The organism is Shewanella gaetbuli, assembly GCF_023284065.1.
GTDB lineage: Bacteria > Pseudomonadota > Gammaproteobacteria > Enterobacterales > Shewanellaceae > Shewanella > Shewanella gaetbuli.
The window spans coordinates 17,535-39,987 of record NZ_JAKIKP010000005.1; the positions used below are offsets into that span (position 1 = coordinate 17,535).

General features: G+C 42.4%; 19 protein-coding genes. 15 read left to right on the forward strand and 4 right to left on the reverse strand.

Features of this window, described 5'->3' with window-relative positions:
* Positions 1 to 23: 23 nt before the first annotated feature.
* On the reverse strand, positions 24 to 1,382 hold the full coding sequence (locus L2672_RS08335) for a sigma-54 interaction domain-containing protein (RefSeq protein ID WP_248995381.1): 1,359 nt from the start codon (positions 1,380 to 1,382) through the stop codon (positions 24 to 26).
* A gap of 208 nt (positions 1,383 to 1,590) precedes the next feature.
* Here L2672_RS08335 and L2672_RS08340 point away from each other — a divergent pair, with 208 nt between their 5' ends.
* The 8 genes from L2672_RS08340 (at position 1,591) to L2672_RS08375 (ending at position 8,149) form a co-directional block, all read left to right on the forward strand.
* Positions 1,591 to 2,082, forward strand: coding sequence for a hypothetical protein (locus L2672_RS08340; protein ID WP_248995382.1), 492 nt, complete (start codon positions 1,591 to 1,593; stop codon positions 2,080 to 2,082).
* 193 nt (positions 2,083 to 2,275) lie between these two features.
* The gene (locus L2672_RS08345) at positions 2,276 to 2,827 is read left to right on the forward strand and encodes a BON domain-containing protein (protein ID WP_420833143.1); all 552 of its coding nucleotides are present in this window, start codon (positions 2,276 to 2,278) and stop codon (positions 2,825 to 2,827) included.
* Between the two features lie 273 nt (positions 2,828 to 3,100).
* Positions 3,101 to 3,934: a metalloregulator ArsR/SmtB family transcription factor gene (locus tag L2672_RS08350; protein WP_248995383.1), complete on the forward strand. Its 834-nt coding sequence runs from the start codon at positions 3,101 to 3,103 to the stop codon at positions 3,932 to 3,934.
* Between the two features lie 34 nt (positions 3,935 to 3,968).
* Positions 3,969 to 4,988: an ACR3 family arsenite efflux transporter gene (arsB, locus tag L2672_RS08355; RefSeq protein ID WP_248995384.1), complete on the forward strand. Its 1,020-nt coding sequence runs from the start codon at positions 3,969 to 3,971 to the stop codon at positions 4,986 to 4,988.
* A gap of 25 nt (positions 4,989 to 5,013) precedes the next feature.
* Positions 5,014 to 5,508 (forward strand): phosphatase domain-containing protein, encoded by a 495-nt coding sequence (locus L2672_RS08360; RefSeq protein ID WP_248995385.1) that lies wholly within the window; start codon positions 5,014 to 5,016, stop codon positions 5,506 to 5,508.
* A 19-nt stretch (positions 5,509 to 5,527) separates the two neighbouring features.
* Positions 5,528 to 6,538: an ArsJ-associated glyceraldehyde-3-phosphate dehydrogenase gene (locus L2672_RS08365; protein ID WP_248995386.1), complete on the forward strand. Its 1,011-nt coding sequence runs from the start codon at positions 5,528 to 5,530 to the stop codon at positions 6,536 to 6,538.
* 6 nt (positions 6,539 to 6,544) lie between these two features.
* Positions 6,545 to 7,753 carry an organoarsenical effux MFS transporter ArsJ gene (arsJ, locus tag L2672_RS08370; protein WP_248995387.1) on the forward strand — a complete coding sequence of 403 codons (1,209 nt, stop codon included), beginning with the start codon at positions 6,545 to 6,547 and terminating at the stop codon, positions 7,751 to 7,753.
* 153 nt (positions 7,754 to 7,906) lie between these two features.
* Positions 7,907 to 8,149: a hypothetical protein gene (locus tag L2672_RS08375; protein ID WP_248995388.1), complete on the forward strand. Its 243-nt coding sequence runs from the start codon at positions 7,907 to 7,909 to the stop codon at positions 8,147 to 8,149.
* Between the two features lie 147 nt (positions 8,150 to 8,296).
* Here L2672_RS08375 and L2672_RS08380 read toward each other — a convergent pair whose 3' ends face one another.
* On the reverse strand, positions 8,297 to 9,022 hold the full coding sequence (locus L2672_RS08380) for a Crp/Fnr family transcriptional regulator (protein WP_248995389.1): 726 nt from the start codon (positions 9,020 to 9,022) through the stop codon (positions 8,297 to 8,299).
* A gap of 174 nt (positions 9,023 to 9,196) precedes the next feature.
* Here L2672_RS08380 and L2672_RS08385 point away from each other — a divergent pair, with 174 nt between their 5' ends.
* Complete coding sequence (locus tag L2672_RS08385; protein ID WP_248995390.1) at positions 9,197 to 12,724, forward strand: indolepyruvate ferredoxin oxidoreductase family protein; 3,528 nt, start codon at positions 9,197 to 9,199, stop codon at positions 12,722 to 12,724.
* Positions 12,725 to 13,503: 779 nt separating this feature from the next.
* Here L2672_RS08385 and ilvD read toward each other — a convergent pair.
* Entirely contained in the window at positions 13,504 to 15,345 is a 1,842-nt protein-coding gene (gene ilvD / locus L2672_RS08390) for a dihydroxy-acid dehydratase (RefSeq protein ID WP_248995391.1), read from the reverse strand.
* 275 nt (positions 15,346 to 15,620) lie between these two features.
* Between ilvD and L2672_RS08395 the strand changes: the two genes are divergently transcribed.
* The 3 genes from L2672_RS08395 (at position 15,621) to L2672_RS08405 (ending at position 19,211) form a co-directional block, all read left to right on the forward strand.
* On the forward strand, positions 15,621 to 16,541 hold the full coding sequence (locus L2672_RS08395) for a 2-hydroxyacid dehydrogenase (RefSeq protein WP_248995392.1): 921 nt from the start codon (positions 15,621 to 15,623) through the stop codon (positions 16,539 to 16,541).
* Positions 16,542 to 16,590: 49 nt separating this feature from the next.
* The gene (locus L2672_RS08400) at positions 16,591 to 17,757 is read left to right on the forward strand and encodes an L-lactate dehydrogenase (protein ID WP_248995393.1); all 1,167 of its coding nucleotides are present in this window, start codon (positions 16,591 to 16,593) and stop codon (positions 17,755 to 17,757) included.
* Positions 17,758 to 17,837: 80 nt separating this feature from the next.
* Positions 17,838 to 19,211: a GntP family permease gene (locus L2672_RS08405; protein WP_248995394.1), complete on the forward strand. Its 1,374-nt coding sequence runs from the start codon at positions 17,838 to 17,840 to the stop codon at positions 19,209 to 19,211.
* A 69-nt stretch (positions 19,212 to 19,280) separates the two neighbouring features.
* Here the strand turns inward: L2672_RS08405 and L2672_RS08410 are convergent, their stop codons facing one another.
* Positions 19,281 to 20,033, reverse strand: a complete 753-nt coding sequence (locus L2672_RS08410) for a transporter substrate-binding domain-containing protein (protein WP_248995395.1) — start codon at positions 20,031 to 20,033, stop codon at positions 19,281 to 19,283.
* A 175-nt stretch (positions 20,034 to 20,208) separates the two neighbouring features.
* Between L2672_RS08410 and L2672_RS08415 the strand changes: the two genes are divergently transcribed.
* From L2672_RS08415 to mog, 3 genes are all read left to right on the forward strand, one after another.
* The gene (locus L2672_RS08415) at positions 20,209 to 20,736 is read left to right on the forward strand and encodes a C40 family peptidase (protein WP_248995396.1); all 528 of its coding nucleotides are present in this window, start codon (positions 20,209 to 20,211) and stop codon (positions 20,734 to 20,736) included.
* 65 nt (positions 20,737 to 20,801) lie between these two features.
* Complete coding sequence (locus L2672_RS08420; RefSeq protein WP_248995397.1) at positions 20,802 to 21,584, forward strand: DUF748 domain-containing protein; 783 nt, start codon at positions 20,802 to 20,804, stop codon at positions 21,582 to 21,584.
* 232 nt (positions 21,585 to 21,816) lie between these two features.
* Positions 21,817 to 22,350, forward strand: a complete 534-nt coding sequence (mog, locus tag L2672_RS08425) for a molybdopterin adenylyltransferase (protein WP_248995398.1) — start codon at positions 21,817 to 21,819, stop codon at positions 22,348 to 22,350.
* Positions 22,351 to 22,453 lie beyond the last annotated feature (103 nt).

The following is a 22,453-nucleotide window of genomic DNA, read 5'->3' on the forward strand; positions in this document are numbered from 1 at the left end:
CCTGCTCACCCCAATTAAGCATCTTACTCACTTTCTCCCGCTTGGTCGTCATACTTACTCAGTTTGTTATATAGTGTTTTTACGCTTATTCCGAGTTGTTTGGCGGTGTCGTTTTTATTACCTTCAAAGTTTTCTAATGCTTGATAAATGGCAATTTTCTCTAATTCATCTAAACGCATACCCTCAGGAATTTGTACATAATCCTCTTGGCTTGGTGTTGAGTCTAGGGTGAAGTGGCTAAAGTGACTGGGCTGAATCACATTGTCTGCCAGAATATATGCGCGTTCAATGGCATGTTTTAGCTCTCTAACATTACCTTGCCAAGGTTGCTGCTGAATAAATTCAATTGCTTCATCGGACAAAGACTTATTCAGCTTTTCTTCTACATTTCGATAAGCTAAAAAGTGCTGTGCTAACCCGCTTATGTCTTTACCTCGGTTGCGTAAAGGGGGCACACCAATGGGGAAATGGGCTAGTCTGAAGTATAAATCTTCTCGTAGTTCGCCGTCTTCAATGGCTTGTGCGGGGTCTCGGTTAGTGGCGGCAATAATTCTAACATCTGCTTTTTTTAATTGATTGCTACCCACTGGGCGATATTCATTATTTTCTAATACCCGCAATAATTTCACCTGATGCTCAATGGGCATTTCTGTCACTTCATCTAAAAACAAGCTGCCGCCTTTAGCTTGCTCAAATACACCGCTGTGATCACGGTGCGCGCCAGTAAAAGCCCCTTTTGTGTGGCCAAATAATTCACTATCAACTAGCTCTGGGCTTAATGCCCCACAGTTAATGGCAATAAAAGGTTCGCTAGCTCTATCACCAGCAAGGTGGATGGTGTTGGCTATCAGCTCTTTGCCGGTGCCGCTTTCACCAATAATTAATACATTGCTTTCAGTGGCAGCGACTTTACGAATGGTGCGATAAAGCTTATGCATGGCGCGAGATGACCCCACAAGCAGGCCATATTGATCTAGGTCGCTTGAGAAGGCTTGCTGTCGTTGTGATGTTTTGTGTTTTAGCTCATTGGCAAAGTCAGCCAAAGTGTCATCAATTAAGGCCATATCAAACGGCTGTCTGAAGTGGTAACCGGCACCAAATGACATCAATTTATCTAAATTGGGGGCAGGTTGACCTTCACTTAAGAAAATAAACTCTATGTCAGACATCAACTCACTTTCGGTTACTGTGGCTAAGTCTGCGGGTGATAAATGGCTCAGCTCGATAATGGCGACATCTACATTGGCGTTTTCAAGTTGAGGTAACCAGTCAAGCTCGATAGAGCTTTCTATTTTATCGAATAGTTTGGCGCTAGGTAGGTTGATGATCTGTTGAGCGGTTTGAAAATGCTGTACATGATAAAACAGTACTGGACGGCCCATGTTGTTGTGCTCCCTACGGATTAGCCAAAAAAGAGTGTACGTGTAACTTTAACATTTTTTAGCGGTAAATTTTCCATTTATTCAATAAAAGTCACTATCACATATTCAGTATTCTATTGAAATATATAAAGTTAAAACTTAATTTAACATGTGTACGAATTATGCATGCCTTTGTTATCTATTTGAAATTTTAGCCAAAGGAGATCTTATGCATAAGTACGAAAATGATATAAAGCAACCCCAAAAATCAGATGTGTGGCTATTACATGAGGCCATTAATGTGTGTGAGGTGGGTAAGCGCTTTTATCAGCAATGTATTACAAAAGTAGAAGATTACCATGTGAAACGAGCTTTTATTCATATGGAAGAAGTACGAACCACTATGTTAAAGCGGTTAGCATTTTTATTTAAACAATATCGCCCCCAAGCGCAAGCTATTGCTGGGCGCGATAACAAGCCGGTGTTGCAGCAACATTATCAACAAGCCGCCAGCGAAATAACTCAAAACCATATGACTACCGCGTTATCTGTACTGGTAAAAACAGAGCAGCAAGCTTTATTTCGCCTAAAGCAAGCCGCTAAAAGCACCAATAATAAGCAACTTGCTGCGCAATTGGCCGAGGGGATTGCTTGGTTACAAATAGGTTGTGACTACCTAAAGCGCCTTAATATGCAATATGCCTCTGCTGGAACACGTTAATGGCTAAACCCTAGTATGAAAAAATTACAACTCGACGGTAAAAACTACTTTATCGACTGTACTCACTTGGGGGGTATTTAAAGCTAAAAACAAACAATTTTCATTTAAAATAATGGCTTATGTTTTTTGGCACGATACCCGCATTAGATAAAGTGAACGTTAATTGAAATAAGATAAATTATGGAGGGTTTTTATGATGAATAAGACAATCTTATCGTTAACTATTGGTACATTACTGACTTCAGCAACGATGACTGTAAACGCCGCTCAAGATTGGAAAGATGATGCAAAAGATGCATGGATTGACGGCAAAGCTGAAACCACTTTATTACTTAATACCAATTTAAACTCGTTTGATATTAATACCGACGTTAAACAAGGAAAGGTTATGTTAACCGGCTCAGTAGAAAGCAGTGTCGATAAAGCCTTGGCCGAAGAATTAGTCGCCAGTTTAGACGGTGTTGTTGAGGTTGATAATAATTTAACCATTATGGAAGTAGCAGAAAAACAAGACAGTGAGATAACCGAAATGTTAGTAGATTCGAAAGTGGCCACTGTCGTTAAAACGCGCTTATTATTCTCAGATGACGTAAGTGGTTCAGACATTAATGTTGATGTTGAATCTGGTGTTGTAACCTTAGAAGGTGAGGTCGCCAGTGACGCTGAGCGTGACTTAGCTATCTTGCTGGCTGAAAAAACCGAAGACGCAGATAAAGTAATTGATAAATTACACATTGCTGAATAATGTTTAGCTTGCTGTTTTAGCTTTTAAGCAAACTAGCTGATGGAAATAGGGTTTTACTTGCCCTGAACACCATTTTCCATTGGTATAAAAAATCCCCCAAACCACTTTGGTTTGGGGGGTTTTTGTTTAAATGTCCTATTCCCTGCTTTCTTCTTTCTACCTCTTACTGCCTACAATTTGGTTAAGCAATCAACAGAGATTTTAACTAAAAATATTGAATATATGAAAAATCGTATATACAATATTTTGTATGTTTTTGGTGGTGTGGTTTTTATGAATAAGAAAAGCGTATTATTTTTGTGTACTGGTAACTCTGCTAGGTCACAAATGGCTGAAGCATTATTAACAAGTAAGGCTGCTGAAAGTTTTAATGTATACAGTGCAGGAACAAACCCTGAAGCTATCGATAAGCGTGCTGTTGAGGCCATTAAACGTTTTGGCATTGATGCTGAGGGTTTAGTGTCTAAAGATGTGAAAACCTTTCAAGGGCAAGCATTTGATTATGTCATCACCCTTTGCGATAAAGCCAATACAGAGTGCCGAAGCTTTCCCGGCGCAGGCAAGCAATTGGCATGGGACTTTGCTGATCCTAAAACTCGTGCAGGACAACATCCATTTTCTGCGACGTTAACCGAGTTAAATAATCGTATTTCAATGTTTTTGCTGGTTGAAAACAAGCTTGCTTCAGTAGCGAGTAAAGATATGTCTGCTGACGCTTATCAAGTCGACTTGCAAGAACCTGTATCAGGGGCTATCGAAATTGACCCCATCGCGTTTTATAAATGTCTTACCGATGATATTCGCCTAAAAAGCTTAATGTTAACTCACTATCATGGCGAATTATGTGTGTGTGAGTTAATGGTTGCTTTAGATGAAGCAAGCCAGCCTAAGGTGTCACGTAATTTAGCCTTGTTAAAAAAGGCCTCCATCATCACCGACAGAAAACACGGCCAGTGGGTTTTTTATCGTATTAACCCAGCCTTACCTTTGTGGGCTAAATCGGTTATTGCTCAAACCACTGAAAACAATGTGTCACTTATTGCAGCTCCTTTAAATCGGTTGGATGAAATGAACAACCGCCCTAATAAAGAGAGTTTCTGTCGTTAATCGTCAGCTTAGTGCTGACGGCGGAGTAAAGAACATGGGTATTTTTGAACGTTACTTATCATTATGGGTTGGCTTAGGTATGTTGGCTGGCGTGTTGCTGGGGTTATGGCAGCCTGATGCGTTTCAAACTATTGCCCACCTTGAAGTTGCCCACGTTAATTTAGTGGTTGCGGTGTTTATTTGGGTCATGATTTACCCAATGATGGTACAAATTGATTTTTCATCAATTAAAGATGTGGGTAAAAACCCCAAGGGGCTAGTGCTTACCTTGGTGATTAATTGGTTAATTAAACCCTTTACTATGGCCGCGTTAGGTTGGTTGTTTTTCCAAGTGCTATTTGTTGATTTAGTCGACCCAGCATCGGCTCAAGAATATATCGCGGGGATGATTTTATTAGGTGTTGCTCCTTGTACCGCAATGGTTTTTGTGTGGTCGCAATTAACCAAAGGTGATCCTAACTACACCTTAGTGCAAGTGTCGGTAAACGACGTCATTATGATTTTTTCCTTTGCCCCTATTACGGCATTTTTATTGGGTGTTAGTGATATTACCGTACCTTGGGAAACCCTATTAATTTCAGTGGTGCTGTATGTATTGCTGCCGTTGGTTGCCGGGGTTATTACCCGCCATTTACTGAACCAGCGTGATGGCAATGAAGGGATAAGTCAGTTTTTGGCAACCTTAAAGCCTTGGTCAATTGTCGGCTTGCTGGCCACCGTGGTATTGCTGTTTGGTTTTCAGGCTGAAGTTATCGTGTCAGATCCTAAAACCATAGGCTTAATTGCCATACCGTTAATTATTCAAACCTACGGCATTTTCATTATTGCTTACCTTGGAGCTAAGTGGTTGAAGCTAGCCCACAATATTGCTGCACCAGCGTGTTTAATTGGGACATCAAACTTTTTTGAACTCGCAGTAGCAGTGGCTATTTCTTTATTTGGTCTTCATTCAGGTGCTGCACTTGCCACGGTAGTGGGAGTATTGGTTGAGGTGCCGGTGATGCTGTCGCTGGTGGCCATTGTTAACCGTACTCAGCATTGGTTTAATCGCTAATTTTTTATTTAATTTGGAGTTTTACATGTCATCACATCCTTATGGTGTATTAACCCTAGATAATGGTGCAGGGCTCATTTTTACCCCTTGTCCCGGCACAAAGTCTGCCGACTTACCTAGCTCTGTTGCCACCTTAAAAGCAGCCGGAACAGATATGCTGATCACCCTGATGTTTGAAGAAGAAATGCAGCGTAACCAAGCACAAACACTGCCTGAAACCTGCCAAGAAAATCAAGTTCAATGGTTACAAATGCCTATTGATGATGACGCAGCACCAGGGGCTGAGTTTGCCAAAGTGTGGGCAGCCAATAAAGCGCAAATTATTGAACTACTAGCCAACAAAGGCACTATTGCCGTGCACTGTAAAGGCGGCTCTGGTCGTACAGGATTAGTGATTGGCTTAATACTTAAAAGCTTAGGCTGGCCGACAGAAAAGGTCATTGAAACCGTACAGCAAATGCGCCCAAAAGCCTTAGTTAACCCAGTACAGCTTAATTATTTTATGGATTTTACAGTTTAATATTTTATAGGAATTAACAATGACGATTAAAATTGGCATTAACGGCTTTGGCCGTATGGGACGTTTATCAATGCGTGCGGCATTTGATTGGGAAGATGTTGAAATTGTTCATATTAACGACCCAGCAGGTGATGCAGCAACCCTAGCGCATTTAATGACTTTTGATTCTGTGCATGGCCGTTGGCATCATGAAGCCACCCATCAAGGTGATAACATGGTTATCAATGGCCAGCAGATCCCTTGCACGCGTAATATCGCTACCCAAGATACCGACTGGTCAAAATGTGATGTAGTTATTGAGGCGTCTGGCAAAATAAAAACCAAAGCATTGTTAAAAGCTTACCTTGATCAAGGGGTAAAAAGAGTGGTAGTGACAGCACCGGTTAAAGAAGACGGTGTGCTTAATATTGTGATGGGCGTAAATGACAATTTATATAATAAAGCCATTCATCCTATTGTTACCGCAGCCTCATGCACCACTAACTGCTTAGCGCCGGTTGTGAAAGTGATTCATGAAAAAATTGGTATTAAACATGGCTCAATGACCACGATTCATGACATTACTAATACTCAAACAATATTAGATGCGCCTCATCAAGATTTACGTCGTGCTAGGGCATGTGGTATCAGTCTTATTCCAACCACAACAGGCTCAGCAACCGCTATTACCCATATTTTCCCTGAATTGGCGGGACGTTTAAATGGTCATGCTATTCGTGTGCCGTTAGCCAATGCCTCTATTACTGACTGTGTTTTTGAGCTTAATCGTGACACCACAGTGGAAGAGGTTAATCAGTTGCTTAAGCAGGCTGCTGAAACTGAGTTAGCAGGTATTATGGGTTATGAAGAACGTCCATTAGTGTCGATTGACTATAAAACTGACCCGCGCTCAAGCGTTATTGATGCATTGTCCACCATGGTGGTTAACGGCACGCAAGTGAAATTGTATGTGTGGTATGACAATGAGTGGGGCTATGCTAATCGTACTGCAGAGCTAGCACGTAAAGTCGGCTTAGCTGATAAGGAATAGTCTTCAATGGGCCAGTTGTCGTTAGCTGCTTTACCAGATCAAGTGAAACAATACCTCATTATTACAGGTAACTATTGGGCGTTTACCTTAACCGATGGTGCGCTACGTATGCTGGTGGTGCTGTATTTTCATCAATTAGGTTACAGCCCGATTAGTATTGCGATGTTATTTTTGTTTTACGAAATTTTTGGGGTGATCACTAACCTTGTTGGAGGGTGGCTAGGGGCAAGGCTGGGGCTAAATAACACCATGAACATTGGCTTGGGGCTACAAATAGTCGCATTGGCCATGTTAACCGTGTCTAGTGAGATGTTGACAGTAGCTTACGTGATGGTGGCACAAGCGTTGTCAGGTATTGCCAAAGACCTCAATAAAATGAGCGCCAAAAGTGCCATAAAAATGCTGGTGCCAGATGACGCCCAAGGCAAGCTTTATCAATGGGTCGCTATTTTAACGGGGTCAAAAAATGCCTTAAAAGGTGTTGGTTTCTTTTTAGGTGGCGTGTTACTGACTTTAGCGGAATTTCGTGGCGCTATGATCATAATGGCTAGCGTGCTGGTACTGGTGTGGCTGGCGAGTATGCTCAATTTAAAAGCTGACTTAGGCAAAGCGAAAACCAAACCAAAATTTACCGATATATTTTCAAAAAGTCCTGCTATCAACATGTTGTCAGCCGCCAGAATGTTTTTATTTGGTGCCAGAGATGTGTGGTTTGTGGTGGCGTTACCAGTATTTTTAGCGGCAACCTTTGGCTGGAATCACTGGTGGGTAGGGGGCTTTATGGCTTGCTGGGTGATTGCATATGGCATTGTGCAATCGTTTGCCCCTTATTTAACAGGTAAGAAACAAGGCAAAGTGCCCACAGGCAAGGCTGCATTTATCTGGGCGGGTTATTTGTTACTTATTCCCGCCGCTATTGCGTTGGCGCTGCATTTTGACTGGCACGTTCAATACGCAATTATTATTGGCTTAATGGTATTTGGTGCGGTGTTTGCGGTTAACTCGTCACTGCACAGTTATCTTATTGTGAGTTATGCAGGTAATGATGGTGTGTCATTAGATGTGGGCTTTTACTACATGGCTAATGCAATGGGGCGCTTAATCGGCACAGTGTTATCTGGGGTTATTTATCAACAATATGGTCTTGAAGCCTGTTTGTGGTTGTCGAGTTTGTTTATTGTCGCAGCCGCAGGGTTGTCTGTTAAGTTACCGTAAATATTACAAATTATTATTTATTATTACTGCGTTAAAAGTTAACTAACTACTATTTTATTGGCTAATTTTAGTTAATATGTCGGCCAAATGTTCAATGTCGTCGATAATAAGCCATGCTTATGATGAGTTCGGTTAAAAACAAGGAATAAACCAGTGAAAATTAAAACAATGATTATGATGGTCGTGTTAACCGGCTTAAGTGGCTGTGCGCAACTGGCCTGTGATGCTAGAACGGATGGGTATACTAATGAGTTAGATAGAACATTAGATACTCAGTCTTGTGAAAAACAAGTCGATGCAAGCTTAAAAGAGCATGCAGATAAAAAAGCCCAAGCAGAGCGGGAAGCGTCAGACAAGTTGTTAAAAGAATCAATTGAGCAGGCCACCCAAAAATAAATAGCCTTAACTGTTATGCACCACTTTGTTGCGTCTAGGTTCACAGGGGCTCAAAGTCGTTCAAAAAAGGGATGATTGAATATTAATCACCCCTTTTTTAATGAGCGAGTTTAACGAACTAGATAGGTGAAGCAAAAACCAATTGGCTTAACTCGCTTTAGGGTTATATTCAGGCACAATCGCTTTATGAGAGATAATGTCATCGTATAGCTGACATAACTTTTGAATATCAGGCAAAATAAAACGGCTATATTCAATAATAATCAGTCCATTAGCCTGCATTTGTTTTAACTCTCGGCCAACACTTTGGCGAGTTGCGCCCACCATGCGGCCTAAGTTTTCTTGCGATAAATTACAGATCACCGTATTGCCTTGGCTATCAATGTCGCCTTTGCTTAACCCTAATCTTACCAACACTTTAATGATGCGGTCAGACAAGGGGAGTAAACAGGCTTCTTCAATAATGCTCAGCATCAACTCCATGCGATAGGAAAGGTGCTTATTCATGTGCCAAAGTATTTCAGGGTGTTTTTGGCACAATGATTTCAATTCTTGACGTTTAATAACATTTACGCGGGTTTCAGTGTCAGCAATGGCAAAGTTTATGCGAGGAGTGTCAGATAACAAACCCAAATCGCCCAAACAATCTTGCTCATAAAGATGGGCTAATATTACCTCTCGACCTTCTGAGTGATAATTACAAATACGAATGCTGCCTGATTCAATTTGATAACAGTAAGTTGAGATATCACCTGCTGCGTATAGCACTTCATCCGTTTTTAGGGTTTTAAAGGTAAGCTGTTTTTGAAGATCCTCAAGGGCTTGAGGGGAAAGGTTTGCGCGCCAATTATGCAGGTCAGGTATCTTCAACATAGTATTACCACATTTTTTATAGTGTTTATTATTTTGTCCATTTTACTGAAAAATGACCAATTAAAAAGCGATTTTTGATCAGAGTGACATTTATCATTACAGCATTAAAAAATAGTTATTGAAGTAAAGATAACCCTGCTTATTTTGACGGTTAAAACTGGCTTATTGACACAAATGTTGCAGATAACCCCTGCAATATTTGCCACCGTAAACTCAGATAATTCTAATAATATGAGAGTGTGGCAAATGACTGTAATGGATAATCGTCAGATTTCACTTGATGACAAATATGAACTCAAGCAGGGGCGAGTTTTTATTAATGGTACCCAAGCATTAGCCCGTATTGCTTTTCTACAAAAAGAACTCGACGAAAAGCACGGCATTAATACGCAGGGGTACATCAGCGGCTACAGAGGCTCACCGTTAGGCATGTTAGATATGACCTTGTGGCGCGAAAAAAGTCGCTTAGCTCAAGCAGGAGTGACCTTTCAACCGGGGCTTAATGAAGACTTAGCCGCAACGGCTGTTTGGGGAACACAGCAGTTATCATTTTTTCCAAAGCCTAAGGTCGATGGAGTGTTTGCCATGTGGTATGGCAAGGCGCCTGGGGTTGACCGTTCTGCCGATGCCATTCGTCATGCAAATTGTGCAGGTACTGATAAAAATGGCGGCGTATTACTGGTTTTTGGTGATGACCATCCGGGTAAGTCTTCCACCATCGTTAACCAAAGTGAGCCGTTATTATCGTCATTAAGTGTGCCGGTACTTTATCCAGCCAATGTACAAGAAATTATTCAGTTTGGTTTGCTGGGGTGGCAAATGTCACGCTATACCGGTTTATGGACTGGGCTAAAAACCGTCAATGAAACCGTAGAGCAAACCCAAACGGTTGACGTTGATATTGAAGGCTTTACTTGGCAGGCCCCTGAAAAGCCAGCTGACGCTAATGTGAATATCAACCGCGGTGCATTTATTCCTGCAGCCAATGAAATGGTGGTCAAACGTCAGCGCATTCCATTAGTGCATCAATTTGTAAAAGCGAATCAAATCGACCGTACCATCATGCCCGCTACTCAATTGGGTATTGTTACCGCAGGAAAGTCTTATGAAGACGTCTTACAGGCATTACAACTGTTAGACCTTACGATTGAGCAAGCTCAGCAGCTAGGCATAGGGATTTATAAAGTGGGCTGTGTTTGGCCGTTAGAGCCTAGTGGCATGACCGAATTTGCTTCATGGGCGCAGCGATTACTGTTTGTTGAAGAAAAAACCGCCATGATTGAGCCTCAAGCAAGAGGCTTGTTATACAACCTTGAGCACCGCCCTGCTATCTTGGGTAAGCAAGATCTCACTGGGCAGCCGTTGTTGCCTAGTGATGCGCAATTAACGCCAATGATGATAGCTGAAGTGTTAATGGCCACGCTGCAAGAGATGAATTTAGCGGATGAAACCTTAACGGCAAACTTTCAGCGTTTGGTGTCGAGTTCAGCATTAAATAGCCAAAATGCCACCGTGCAGCCTGCAGCCATGCGCGTGCCTTATTTCTGCTCTGGCTGCCCGCATAACACTTCAACCAAAGTGCCTGAAGGCAGTTTTTCAATGGCCGGTATTGGTTGTCACACCATGGCGATTTTGAATCGTAAAGATACCTTACTGCCCCTGCAAATGGGTGGCGAAGGTTTAAATTGGGTAGGTGCTGCGCCCTTTAGTGGCACTGAGCATATGTTCCAAAACTTAGGTGATGGCACTTATTATCATTCAGGTTTATTAGCCATACGCGCAGCGGTTGCCGCTAAAGTGAATATCACTTACAAAATATTATATAACGACGCGGTAGCGATGACCGGTGGTCAGCCCATTGATGGCATCATTACCGTGGGGCAAATGGCAAAACAAGTGCTAGCAGAAGGAATTACCCAGTGCGTTGTGGTAAGTGACAATCCTCAATGGCATATTGACTCCAAAGCATTGCCTAATGAGGTAAAGGTTTATCACCGCGACGAGTTAGAGTCAGTACAAAAGCAGTGTCGTGATATGGCCGGTACAACGGTGATTATTTACGAACAAACCTGTGCCGCTGAAAAGCGCCGTCGTCGTAAACGTGGCGAAATGGAAAACCCTGCCAAAAGAGTGATTATTAACGATGCCGTTTGTGAAAATTGTGGTGATTGCTCAGTACAGTCCACTTGTGTGTCTATTCAACCTAAAGCAACGGCATTAGGCACCAAACGCCAAATTGACCAATCAAGCTGTAATAAAGACTATTCATGCGCCAAAGGCTTTTGCCCGTCATTTGTGAGTGTGATAGGCGCTGAGCCGAAAAAGCCGCAAGGTATAGCTGGGTTAGATAAACACTTTACTACATTGCCAGCCCCACAACCATTGGTTTGTGATAATAGAGCGATGTCAGTCATGATTGCGGGCATTGGCGGTACAGGGGTGATTACAGTAGGTGCTGTACTTGGTATGGCGGCCCACTTAGAAAATAAACACTGCTCGATTTACGATATGACCGGCCTAAGCCAGAAAAACGGCGCGGTTTATTCTCATCTTAAAATTGCCAATAAATCGGAATACATTGCCGCCGCCAAAATTGGTGCAGGCGAAGCTGATTTAGTGCTTGGTTTTGACCTTGTGGCCTCATTAATGGGCGATGCAGGGGTTACTTTTGACAAGCACACTACTACCTTAGTGGGTAATGGAGATGTATCACCCACTTCTGCGTATCAATTTAACCGCGACTATCAAGTACAAGATAAGTTAATACGTGAACAGCTGATGCAGCGTGTTGCTACCGAGAAATCTCATTTACTCGATGCAACGTCACTGGCGTTAACCCTAACAGGTGACACCATTGCATCTAATATGTTAATGGTGGGTTTTGCCCTGCAAAAAGGCTTATTACCGTTAAGTGTTAGCTCGGTAGAACAAGCGATTACCTTGAATGGCACCGCCATTAAATTCAACTTAAATGCTTTTGCGTTAGGGCGTTTATATGCCTCGCAACCAGAAGTTATTCAGCAGTCGATTAAACCCGTAAACGCCGTTCAAGTTGAGCAACCAGAGTCTTTGGATAGTGTTATAAGCCAACGGACGTCATTATTAACAGAGTATCAAAATGAAACATATGCTCAGCAATATCAACAGCTGATAAGCCAGCTTAGAGATGCTGAAACACGTTATGGTAATAGCCAGCATTTAACGTTAATGGCGGCAAAAAATTTGGCTAAACTTATGGCTTACAAAGACGAATACGAAGTCGCACGTCTGCACAGTAGTGACAGCTTTAAACGCCAAATAGCCGAGCAGTTTGAGCCCGGTTACACCCTTAAATTTAATTTAGCGCCACCGTTACTCGCTAAAATTGACCCGAATACCGGTAAGCCACGGAAGAAAGAATATGGTGCGTGGTTAATGAGCGCCTTTAAACTGCTAAGTGGTTTTAAATCATTACGAGGCAGTGCGTTTGATGTATTTGGTTATACCGAAGAGCGTAAACTAGAGCGACAACTTATTAAGCAGTATCAAGATGATATTCAACAAGTTATGTTGTTAATGTCAAAAGGGACTGTTGATATGGACTCTGTACAAAAACTGTTGAGTCTCCCTAGTGAGATTCGAGGCTTTGGCCATGTTAAATTAGCCGCTATTGAGCAAGTGTCTCAGCAACGCCAACAGTTGTTAGACACGTTGAGTGCTTAGTCAGTTTTTATAACTAGTCATATTTTGTAAGCGGTTTAGGTGAATTCCTAAACCGCTTTTTTATGTGTTGATGCCCTTTACAGCGTAACTCCAGTGACGCTAGTTACATCATCATTCCAGCGATGCTGGTTACATAGTCGTTCCGGTGATGCTAGTTAAATCGTCATTCCGGTGATGCTGGTTACATCGTCATTCCGGTGATGCTTGTGGGCCGGAATCTGCTGTTTGTTTTAAAGCAGATCCTCGATAAAAGATCTCGAGGATGACGGCGTTGGGCGTTAGAGGATGATGGCGTTGGGTGTTAGAGGATGACGAGAGTCTGATTCTTTTGGCTGATGCCAATTAAACCGTCATTCCAACGATGCTGGTTACATCGTCGTTCCGGTGATGCTAATTAAATCGTCATTCCGGTGATGCTAATTAAATCGTCATTCCGGTGATGCTTGTGGGCCGGAATCTGCTGTTTGTTTAAAGCAGATCCTCGATAAAAGATCTCGAGGATGACGGCGTTGGGAGTTAGAGGATGATGGCGTTGGGCGTTAGAGGATGACGGAGTTGGGCGTTAGAGGATGATGGCGTTGGGCGGTCAGCGGCTGACGGTTTTGATAGGTTAAAGTATGACAACCTAAGGCGAGAAAATAACGGTGTAGAAGTATCGAAAAAGGCGTAAAAAAAAGCGAATGGTTGGGGACCATTCGCTGTCACTTGGGGGTGGAGATAAACGGAGTTAAGGTTGTGAGTTTGAAGTGATTGCATACTTCAAACTCACATTTAAAATGTTATAAGTCGCGGTAGCCTCCTTTGTCAGCGCTGGTGGCAAAGTGCGCGTAAGCTTGAAGTGCCTTAGTGACTACGCGAGTGCGTTCACCTTGTGGTTTCCATGCTTGGTCAGCAGGTTTGGCATCCATTATTTGGCGACGTTTGGCTAATGCTTCGTCGCTGATAGCTAAGTTGATTGTGCGTGCTGGAATATCAATTTCAATAGTGTCACCGTCTTCAACTAAGGCTAACGCCCCTTTGTTAGCCGCTTCAGGTGAGACATGTCCTATTGATAATCCGGCTGAGGCGCCTGAGTAGCGACCATCTGTCACTAATGCGCAACTACTGTCGAGTTTTTGGGCTTTTAGTGTCATGGTTGGTTTTAGCATTTCTTGCATGCCAGGGCCGCCTTTAGGGCCTTCGTAACGAATAATTACAACAGTATTGGGTTTAATTTCGCCATTTTCCATTGCGGTTAAGGCGGTTTCTTGTTGGTCAAACACTCTTGCTGTGCCGGTAAATTGCAGCATATGCTCAAACACGGCGGCGGTTTTTACGATACAGCCATTTTCTGAAATATTACCGTATAACACCGCTAAGCCACCTTCTTGGCTATAGGGGTGTTCAAAGCTACGAATACAGCCATTTTTGCGGTCGATATCCATTTCTTTCCAGCGTTGATCTTGGCTGTAAGCTCGAATAGTTTTTTTACCACCGGGGGCAGCACAGAAAAAGTGGTGTACATCAGGGTCGTGACTGCGTAAGTAGTCCCATTTTGCCAATTGCTGTTCTAATGAGGTACCACTAACGGTGCGAACTTGAGTATCAATTAATCCTGCACGGTCAAGTTCGCCCATAATGGCCATAATGCCGCCTGCACGGTGTACATCTTCCATATAATAATTACGGGTAGACGGAGACACCTTACACAAATGCGGAATTTGCTTTGAAAGCTCATTAATATCAGCAATTGAAAAGTCGACTTCACCCTCTTGTGCCATCGCAAGTAGATGTAAGATAGTATTAGTTGAGCCACCCATGGCTATATCCACTTTCATGGCATTCATAAATGCGGAGCGAGTGGCAATATTACGCGGTAATACACTGTCATTTTCGTTATGGTAATACTCTTTAGCTAGCCCAACAATACGTGCTGCCGCATCACTAAACATCGCTTTACGATCTAAATGTGTGGCCAGCATTGTGCCGTTCCCCGGTAACGCTAAGCCTAGAGCTTCAGCTAAACAATTCATTGAGTTAGCGGTAAACATACCCGAGCAAGACCCACAGGTTGGGCAGGCGTTGTCTTCAATCTTTTTGGTGTTTCCTGCCATGTGGTTTGAGTCAAATGCGGCAATATAAGTATCAATAGGGTCGAAGCGCTGAACTTGGTCTTTGTCGATAATTCGCCCGGCTTCCATTGGGCCACCCGAAATAAATATCACTGGAATATTCAGGCGTAAACCGGCCATTAACATGCCGGGGGTAATTTTGTCGCAATTTGAAATACAGATCATGGCGTCAACGCAATGGGCGTTGACCATATATTCAATGCTGTCGGCAATAATTTCACGGCTGGGTAAACTGTAAAGCATGCCATCATGTCCCATGGCAATGCCGTCATCAATGGCGATGGTATTGAATTCACGTGGAATCCCGCCTGCTTCCCAAATGGCATCACAAACTAATCGGCCAACTTCTTGTAGATGAACGTGACCCGGAACAAATTCGGTAAATGAGTTAGCCACCGCAATAACAGGCTTGCCAAAGTCTTGGTCTTTTACGCCACCGGCTTTCCATAATGAACGAGCCGCAGAGGCTGTTTTTCCTTCGGTTACTTTTGATGAACGTAATTTGCGCATGAAATACCTTTTGATTCTTATTATGTTGTAGTTAATCTTTCATGCTGGCCTAAACTTATCTGCAACAAAAGTGACACTTGGCAAGCTTAAATGTATTTTGCTGATTATTGGCTGTAATGGCCTATATTTCGTGGTATTGATTGTAATAAATGTTGCAGTTATTTAGCGGTAAATTGTCTAGGTTGAAGTGGGCTAACACGGGTGACGTTATCAGTATTAGCCATAAAAAATGAATAAAAATAATCAGCTAAAAATAACTTATTTTGGGGTGTTGTATGAGTAAACCTGTGTTGTTGTTAATGTCACCGTTTCCTGCGAATTTTATTGCTGCATTAAAACAAGTTGGCGAGGTTATATCGATTGCTGAACATCCAAGCGGATACTTAGATGCTGACATTGTTGTCACCACGCCCATGGGGAAAATCTCGGCTGAGTTTATTGCTAATTTACCTGATAAAGTGGGGTTAATTGCTTCTGTTGGTGTGGGGCTTGACCACATTGATGTTGAGGCGGCGCATACCCATAACATTCAAGTTTCTAATACCCCTGTGGTAACCGAAGATACCGCAGATTTAACCATGGCACTTTTATTGAGCACTTGCCGACAACTGTTTGTTAATCAGCAACTGTTACTTCAAGATAAATGGCAATCTTCAACTTTAAGCCATCGAGTGCATGGCAAAACCCTAGGCATTATTGGTTTTGGTGCCATTGGTCAAGCTGTGGCTAAACGTGCTGCAGGCTTTGGTATGGACATTTTTTACACCGGACCAAGGCAAAAGCCTGAAGCACAAGCGTTAAATGCCAGATTTGTTGAGTCGGTAGATGAGCTACTGCAACAAGCGGATATTGTTAGTTTGCATTGTGCCCTTAGCGAGCAAACTAAACATATTATTAATCAGCACAATTTAGCCAAAATGAAGCCGTCTGCGGTGTTAATTAATACAGGGCGTGGTGAGTTGGTGGATGAGCAGGCGTTAATTTCAGCCCTTGAAAATGGCACCATTGCCGCAGCGGGCTTAGATGTATATGAGCATGAGCCTACAGTACCGGAAGCATTGAAAGCGTTATCGAATGTTACCTTATTGCCTCATATAGGCAGTGCGACAACCGAGTGTCGTATGGAAATGGCTCACTGTGTTATTAGCAATATTGTTCAATATGTGAAAACTGGAAAGGCCACTAATCTCTGCTAATACAGTGTGTTATATTTTTTTGATATAAAAATAATAATAAGAGATTTAAATGAACTTATTTATGAAACCACTATTTAGTGAGCCTGCCACCGCCAGTGATTATCGCTATTTAGCGAAGCAAAAACTGCCTCGGTTTTTATTCGACTATATTGATGGTGGAGCGAATGCAGAGCTAACACTTGAACGAAACTGTAGTGACTTCAATAGCCTACAGCTTCGACAAAAAGTGATGCGAGATGTCAGTCATGTTGATGTGGCAACAACCTTGTTGGGCCATGATTGTGCATTGCCACTGGCCTTAGCGCCTGTTGGAATGTCGGGCATGATGCGCCAACGTGGCGAGGTTCAAGCAGCCAAAGCCGCTAGCCAAGTTGGGGTGCCTTTTACGCTTTCCACTATGGGAGTTTGCCCTGTAGAAGAGGTTAATCAAGCCGCTTCTCGTCCCTGTTGGTTTCAATTATATATGCTTAAAGATCGTGATGCGGTGCTGTCTATTTTGTCTCGGGTTAAAAAGGCCGGTTGCGACACGTTAGTTTTCACCGTTGACCTTGCCATGCCGGGGCTGCGTCATCGAGACACGCGTAATAGCCTCAGTAGCACTACTGCTCGTGGAAAAATGAGCCGAGCTTGGCAAATTGCTCAGCGGCCTTCATGGGTCATGGATGTGGGGGTAAAAGGTAAACCGCACATTTTGGGTAATTTGAGTGAGATTTTACAAAACACATCAGACTTTTCTGACTATGCCAAATTTGCCGCTGCACAATTTGACCCTAGCGTGACTTGGGACGATTTAGTGTGGTTACGCCAGCAATGGTCTGGCAAATTGATCATCAAAGGCGTACTTGATATCGACGATGCTAAGCGCAGCGTGGATATTGGCGCTGATGCTATTGTGGTTTCTAATCATGGTGCTCGCCAGCTTGATTCTGCGCCTTCAAGTATTTCAGTGCTGCCCAGTATTGCTAAAGCCATTAATGGTGACGTTGAAATACTCATGGATGGCGGTGTACGTAATGGAGTTGATTTAGTTAAAGCCCTTATCTTAGGAGCAAATGGCGCGATGATTGGACGTCCTTGGATATGGGCTGTTGCAGCAAAAGGTGAACAAGGTTTAGTGGATTATTTAAGTCTGTTTAAGCAAGAAGTGCAATACACTATGGCCTTGCTTGGGGTGAATCAATTAGCTGAATTATCGCCAGACTTACTGTACCAATAACGCCCGTGCCATGTTTTGGGGACATGCACAGTAGCGTCTTCGCAATGATGCGAAAAATATAATAAAAATAGAGGTATATAATGGAATATGTTGGTTTGGTGGGCAGTGTCATACTGTTAATGTGGCTTGCACTAAAAGGCGTGGATATCATTTTCGCCTCGTTATTATGTTCATTAATTGTTGTTGTCACTAATGGGCTGCCACTGGCTTCAGGAGTGGGCGAATATTATGCCTTTGGCTCATTAGGGGCGTTTAGTTTTGCCGGTAAGTTTTTCTTATTATTTATTAGTGGCGCAATGTTTGGGCGGATGATGTCAGAAAGCCATGCCGCCGCCAGTATCGGCGTGGCGTTGTCGCGTAAATTGGGGCCGCAACGGGCATTACTGATCACCGTTTTATGCTGTTCTATTCTAACCTATAGTGGAGTGGTGGTATTTGTGGTGATATTTGCCATGTACCCACTAGGGCTGATTTTATTTAGCCAAGCTAATATTCCAAAACGTTTATTTTGTGCATCATTAGCCCTGGGCGTAGGTACTTATACCCTCACAGCGTTACCGGGTACGCCTTCAATTCAAAATGTTATTGCCTCTTCCGCTTTAGGCACAGACTTATTTGCAGGCGCCGCAATTGGTATTTGGGCGAGTGTGGTGATGTTTGGTTTAGGGATGTGGTATTTAGAGCGCCAAAGAAAAATTGCCCTACAAAATAATGAAGGTTTCGAATTAGGCCCTAAAGATAGCATTCCTGACTTATCTAAACAGCAGTTTCCACATTGGGCATTGGCTATTATTCCAATGGTAGTGGTGTTGTTTACTATTTTATTACCGCGTATTTTAATGAAGCTGTTATCTGCCGAAACCCTTGAACAGTCAATTGTGTTTAATGAGCTGTTAACCTTTGCCACCTCACAGCCTATTTTGTGGCCTAGTTTATCGCTGCTATTAGGTTCGATTGTAGTGGCTTTACTGTTTAAAAAAGTACGTGCGAATTGCTTTTTAGTGATGGGTCGAGGGACTCAAGATTCCATTATGCCATTATTAAGCACCGCTGCGGTCGTTGGCTTTGGTGGTGTGGTGACACATACTGTCGGGTTTCAAAATTTTGTGGGCTTGATGAGCTCTGTTGAACTTCCGCCAATCCTGTCGATGTTCAGCTCAATTAGCGTAGTGTCGGCAATTACGGGCTCTTCTGCAGGGGGACTGCAAATTTTCTTACAAACCATGTCAGAAACTTATTTAAATGCAGGTATTCCGGCTGAGGTGTTACATCGTATTTCTGTTATGGCCAGCGGTGGGTTTGACTCTTTACCTCACTGCGGCGCGATTATTGCGTTATTAACCATCACTCAAATGACCCATAAGCAAGCCTATAAAGATATTGGTGTGCTAACGGTGGTATTTCCTGTGATAGCAACGGTGTCGTCTATGGTGCTGGCGACTATTCTCTATTAATTTTGCACTATCAACAAAAATGCCTAAAGCAATCGCTTTAGGCATTTTTGTATTCAGTGTGGATGATTTTTATTTAATGTTCTTTGAGCTAAATGCGCACTTTGCCGTGTATTGATTAAACTGTGGAAGAAAATCAGGGTATTGTGCTAAAAAAGATTTACCGAAATACACCCCAAGAGGAATATCCATATGTGGCACAACATGGAACTTATTCTTCGATATGCCTAAGGTTTCCAACGCGGTGTTGAATAACAGCTCATTCTCCATGAGTGCGTCAATTCGCCCAAGTTTGAGTAAAGGCAATAACTCATCTAAATGGTTAGCTTGGTAAACAACCTTGTAATTATGTTTCTTGAGCCAATATGTGGTATTTGAGTGGTTGCGGCCACCAAAAATTGCCTTGGCTTTTATGGCTGACTTGCTCAGACCTATGTTGGTGTCTTTGGGAAGGTAAAAGTTCCACTTTTGTTCAATGAATGGCTGGCTCATTTCACTGTAGTCGTCACGCTGTTCATTTTGAGCCGCTGAAAAAAATCCATCATTAAGCCCATTCATGACACTTAATTGCGCACGCCCCCATGGTAAAAACACCACTTCATAAGGCTGATTAAGATGTTTCATCACACACGCTAAAGCGCTAAGGGCATAATTAGGTTGTGAGGCATCTTGTGATTGGTAAGGCGCCCACTCTTGAGTCGCGATAGTGATCGTTTTGTCTATCGGCGTGGCAACCGCGTTAAAGCAGGCTACGCTTAAAAAAACGCTTGCGGTTAACAGTTTTAAATGATGGTGAGTGTTAGACTTTTTATTATTTCCATCCATAAGGCCACAACTTATTATTGTTTGTATTCATCACAAATCATAGTAAAGAATATCGCTCTGAGCAAAGCATTGGTCAAAAAAATGGCACAAAAAATTTATGGCTGGTAATTTTTGATTTTGATGGTAACTATGTTCGCTGGTCATCGCGTTCGACAATTAAATAAAGGTGGTAAGTTTGCTTGTTCGAAATCAGTTTATGAAATATTTAACCTGTTTAATTATCATGCTAGGGCTTTCAGCCTGTTCCAGTGTGCCTGATGACAATACAAGTAAACAGCCTTCATCGACTTCAGCTTCAACTACACCCTCAAATAACGCTACAGTTCATCACCCCCAATGGAATGAGAAAAGTTTGTCGGCGTTCTATCAACAATGGAAAGGTACACCTTACCGTTTTGGTGGGTTGTCAAAGCGAGGGCTAGATTGTTCTGGTTTAGTCTATTTAGCTTATCAAGATATTTTGGGTGAACGTGTTGGCCGCACCGTAAAAAGCCAACAGTCTTTGGGCAAAGAAGTAGCCAGAGCAAATTTGCAAATTGGAGATTTAGTATTTTTTAGAGTCAATAGGAACACTCGTCATGTAGGGGTATATATGGGAAATAACCAGTTTTTACATGTCTCAACTAAAAAAGGCGTGATAATTTCGGCGTTAGATAACCCCTATTGGGCGCCTAAGTATAAATTTAGCAAACGCTTTTATTGATTGAGGCGTATAGTTTTATCAAACAGCAATTTCAGTAACTCACTTTAAAGTAAAGGAATAGTATTGTGAAAAAAATAATTTTATTTGTAGTCGTGGCGATTATTTTCGCTGTTGGAGCGGGTGTATATTGGCTGTTTGCCAATTTAAATGACATTGTGAAAACCCAGGTTGAAAAGCAAGGCAGCCATTATTTACAAACCACCGTTTCACTGGCCAATGTAGACTTACAACCGTTAAAAGGCTATGGCGACCTAAAAGGCTTTACGGTACAAAACCCGACAGGTTATAGCGACGAAAATGCATTTTCTTTTGATGAAATCAAACTTGATATTGATATTAAAACGGCCAGTCAGCAACCTTTTGTGATCAACGAGCTTTTAGTCTCAGGCCCCAGTGTCTTATTTGAAGTTACCGCTGATGGTAAAAATAATTTAACCGTACTAAAAGATAACCTAAGCGCTCAACTACCCAGTTCTTCTGATTCATCAAGCTCAGAACCGAAACCTGAACAGCCAAAGGACACGCCTGCAGAATCTTCAGAGCCATTCTTAGTTGCTGTTAATAAGGTTACTATTGAAGGGGTAAAGCTTACGGTTGATATGACCGCAGTAGGGCAAGAGAAGTACCAATTAACCTTACCCGCCTTTAATGCAAGCCCTGTTGGTGTGCCTAATGGTTTACCCGCAGATCAAGTGGGTGGCGCGATTGTGAAATCAATGCTAGATAACATTATTAAACAAGCGAAAAAAGCCGTTGAAGATAAAGTTAAGCAACGCGCTAAGGAAGAACTTAAAAAGCGTGCAGATGAAAAAATTGGTGGTTTTTTGGATAAGTTAGGCGGCAATTAACCGCAAGCTAACAGCAGATTAAGCCTCTAAAGCACTTACACTGGAGCCCGTTCATGGCAAATAACATGGCACGTTTTGCTCGAGTGTTATCACATTTAAAGTCCAGATTAATTGCTTTTATTATGTTATTTTAACGGCCATTAATGTTTGCTGTTTAAGGTGTAGTAACACGAAAAATAGCCAGCAAGTTTCATTCATCTAGTCTGTAAAGTTGATTATAAAAGAGTTGAATATGAGCAAAGCAAAAATTGGTATTGTCACCGTAAGTGATCGTGCAAGTGCGGGTGTATATGAAGATATTTCGGGTAAGGCGATTATTGATACCTTAAACGATTACCTGACATCTGAGTGGGAACCTGTATACGAGGTCATTCCTGACGAAACAGATGTTATTGAAGCAACCCTCATAAAAATGGCAGACGAGCAAGACTGTTGTTTAATTGTCACCACCGGCGGAACAGGCCCTGCCAAACGAGATGTCACCCCAGAAGCAACCGAAGCGGTATGTGATCGTATGATGCCAGGTTTTGGCGAACTGATGCGCGCCGAGTCGTTAAAGTTTGTTCCTACTGCCATTCTATCTCGCCAAACAGCTGGCTTACGCGGTGACTCACTTATTGTAAACCTACCAGGTAAGCCTAAGTCTATTCGTGAGTGTTTAGATGCCGTATTCCCTGCTATTCCATACTGCATAGATCTAATGGAAGGGCCATTTTTAGAGTGTAACGAAGCAGTAATTAAACCGTTTAGACCTAAAGCGAAGTAAACTTAAAGCGAAGTAAACCAATTGGATGGGTTACTATGAGTTAGAATGCTGAATTCTATTCAAAAAAATAAGGCTGGTTTACCCAGCCTTATTTTATATTGGT

What these genes read in the sequence shown, in the direction of transcription:
- arsB (WP_248995384.1), top strand. Translation starts at nt 3,969, where the DNA reads ATGGGTATTTTTGAACGTTACTTATCATTATGGGTTGGCTTAGGTATG.
- mog (WP_248995398.1), top strand. Translation starts at nt 21,817, where the DNA reads ATGAGCAAAGCAAAAATTGGTATTGTCACCGTAAGTGATCGTGCAAGT.
- L2672_RS08410 (WP_248995395.1), bottom strand. Translation starts at nt 20,033, where the DNA reads ATGGATGGAAATAATAAAAAGTCTAACACTCACCATCATTTAAAACTG.
- arsJ (WP_248995387.1), top strand. Translation starts at nt 6,545, where the DNA reads ATGGGCCAGTTGTCGTTAGCTGCTTTACCAGATCAAGTGAAACAATAC.
- L2672_RS08400 (WP_248995393.1), top strand. Translation starts at nt 16,591, where the DNA reads ATGAACTTATTTATGAAACCACTATTTAGTGAGCCTGCCACCGCCAGT.
- ilvD (WP_248995391.1), bottom strand. Translation starts at nt 15,345, where the DNA reads ATGCGCAAATTACGTTCATCAAAAGTAACCGAAGGAAAAACAGCCTCT.
- L2672_RS08350 (WP_248995383.1), top strand. Translation starts at nt 3,101, where the DNA reads ATGAATAAGAAAAGCGTATTATTTTTGTGTACTGGTAACTCTGCTAGG.
- L2672_RS08345 (WP_420833143.1), top strand. Translation starts at nt 2,276, where the DNA reads ATGATGAATAAGACAATCTTATCGTTAACTATTGGTACATTACTGACT.
- L2672_RS08395 (WP_248995392.1), top strand. Translation starts at nt 15,621, where the DNA reads ATGAGTAAACCTGTGTTGTTGTTAATGTCACCGTTTCCTGCGAATTTT.
- L2672_RS08385 (WP_248995390.1), top strand. Translation starts at nt 9,197, where the DNA reads ATGTTGCAGATAACCCCTGCAATATTTGCCACCGTAAACTCAGATAAT.
- L2672_RS08335 (WP_248995381.1), bottom strand. Translation starts at nt 1,382, where the DNA reads ATGGGCCGTCCAGTACTGTTTTATCATGTACAGCATTTTCAAACCGCT.
- L2672_RS08360 (WP_248995385.1), top strand. Translation starts at nt 5,014, where the DNA reads ATGTCATCACATCCTTATGGTGTATTAACCCTAGATAATGGTGCAGGG.
- L2672_RS08380 (WP_248995389.1), bottom strand. Translation starts at nt 9,022, where the DNA reads ATGTTGAAGATACCTGACCTGCATAATTGGCGCGCAAACCTTTCCCCT.
- L2672_RS08340 (WP_248995382.1), top strand. Translation starts at nt 1,591, where the DNA reads ATGCATAAGTACGAAAATGATATAAAGCAACCCCAAAAATCAGATGTG.
- L2672_RS08405 (WP_248995394.1), top strand. Translation starts at nt 17,838, where the DNA reads ATGGAATATGTTGGTTTGGTGGGCAGTGTCATACTGTTAATGTGGCTT.
- L2672_RS08365 (WP_248995386.1), top strand. Translation starts at nt 5,528, where the DNA reads ATGACGATTAAAATTGGCATTAACGGCTTTGGCCGTATGGGACGTTTA.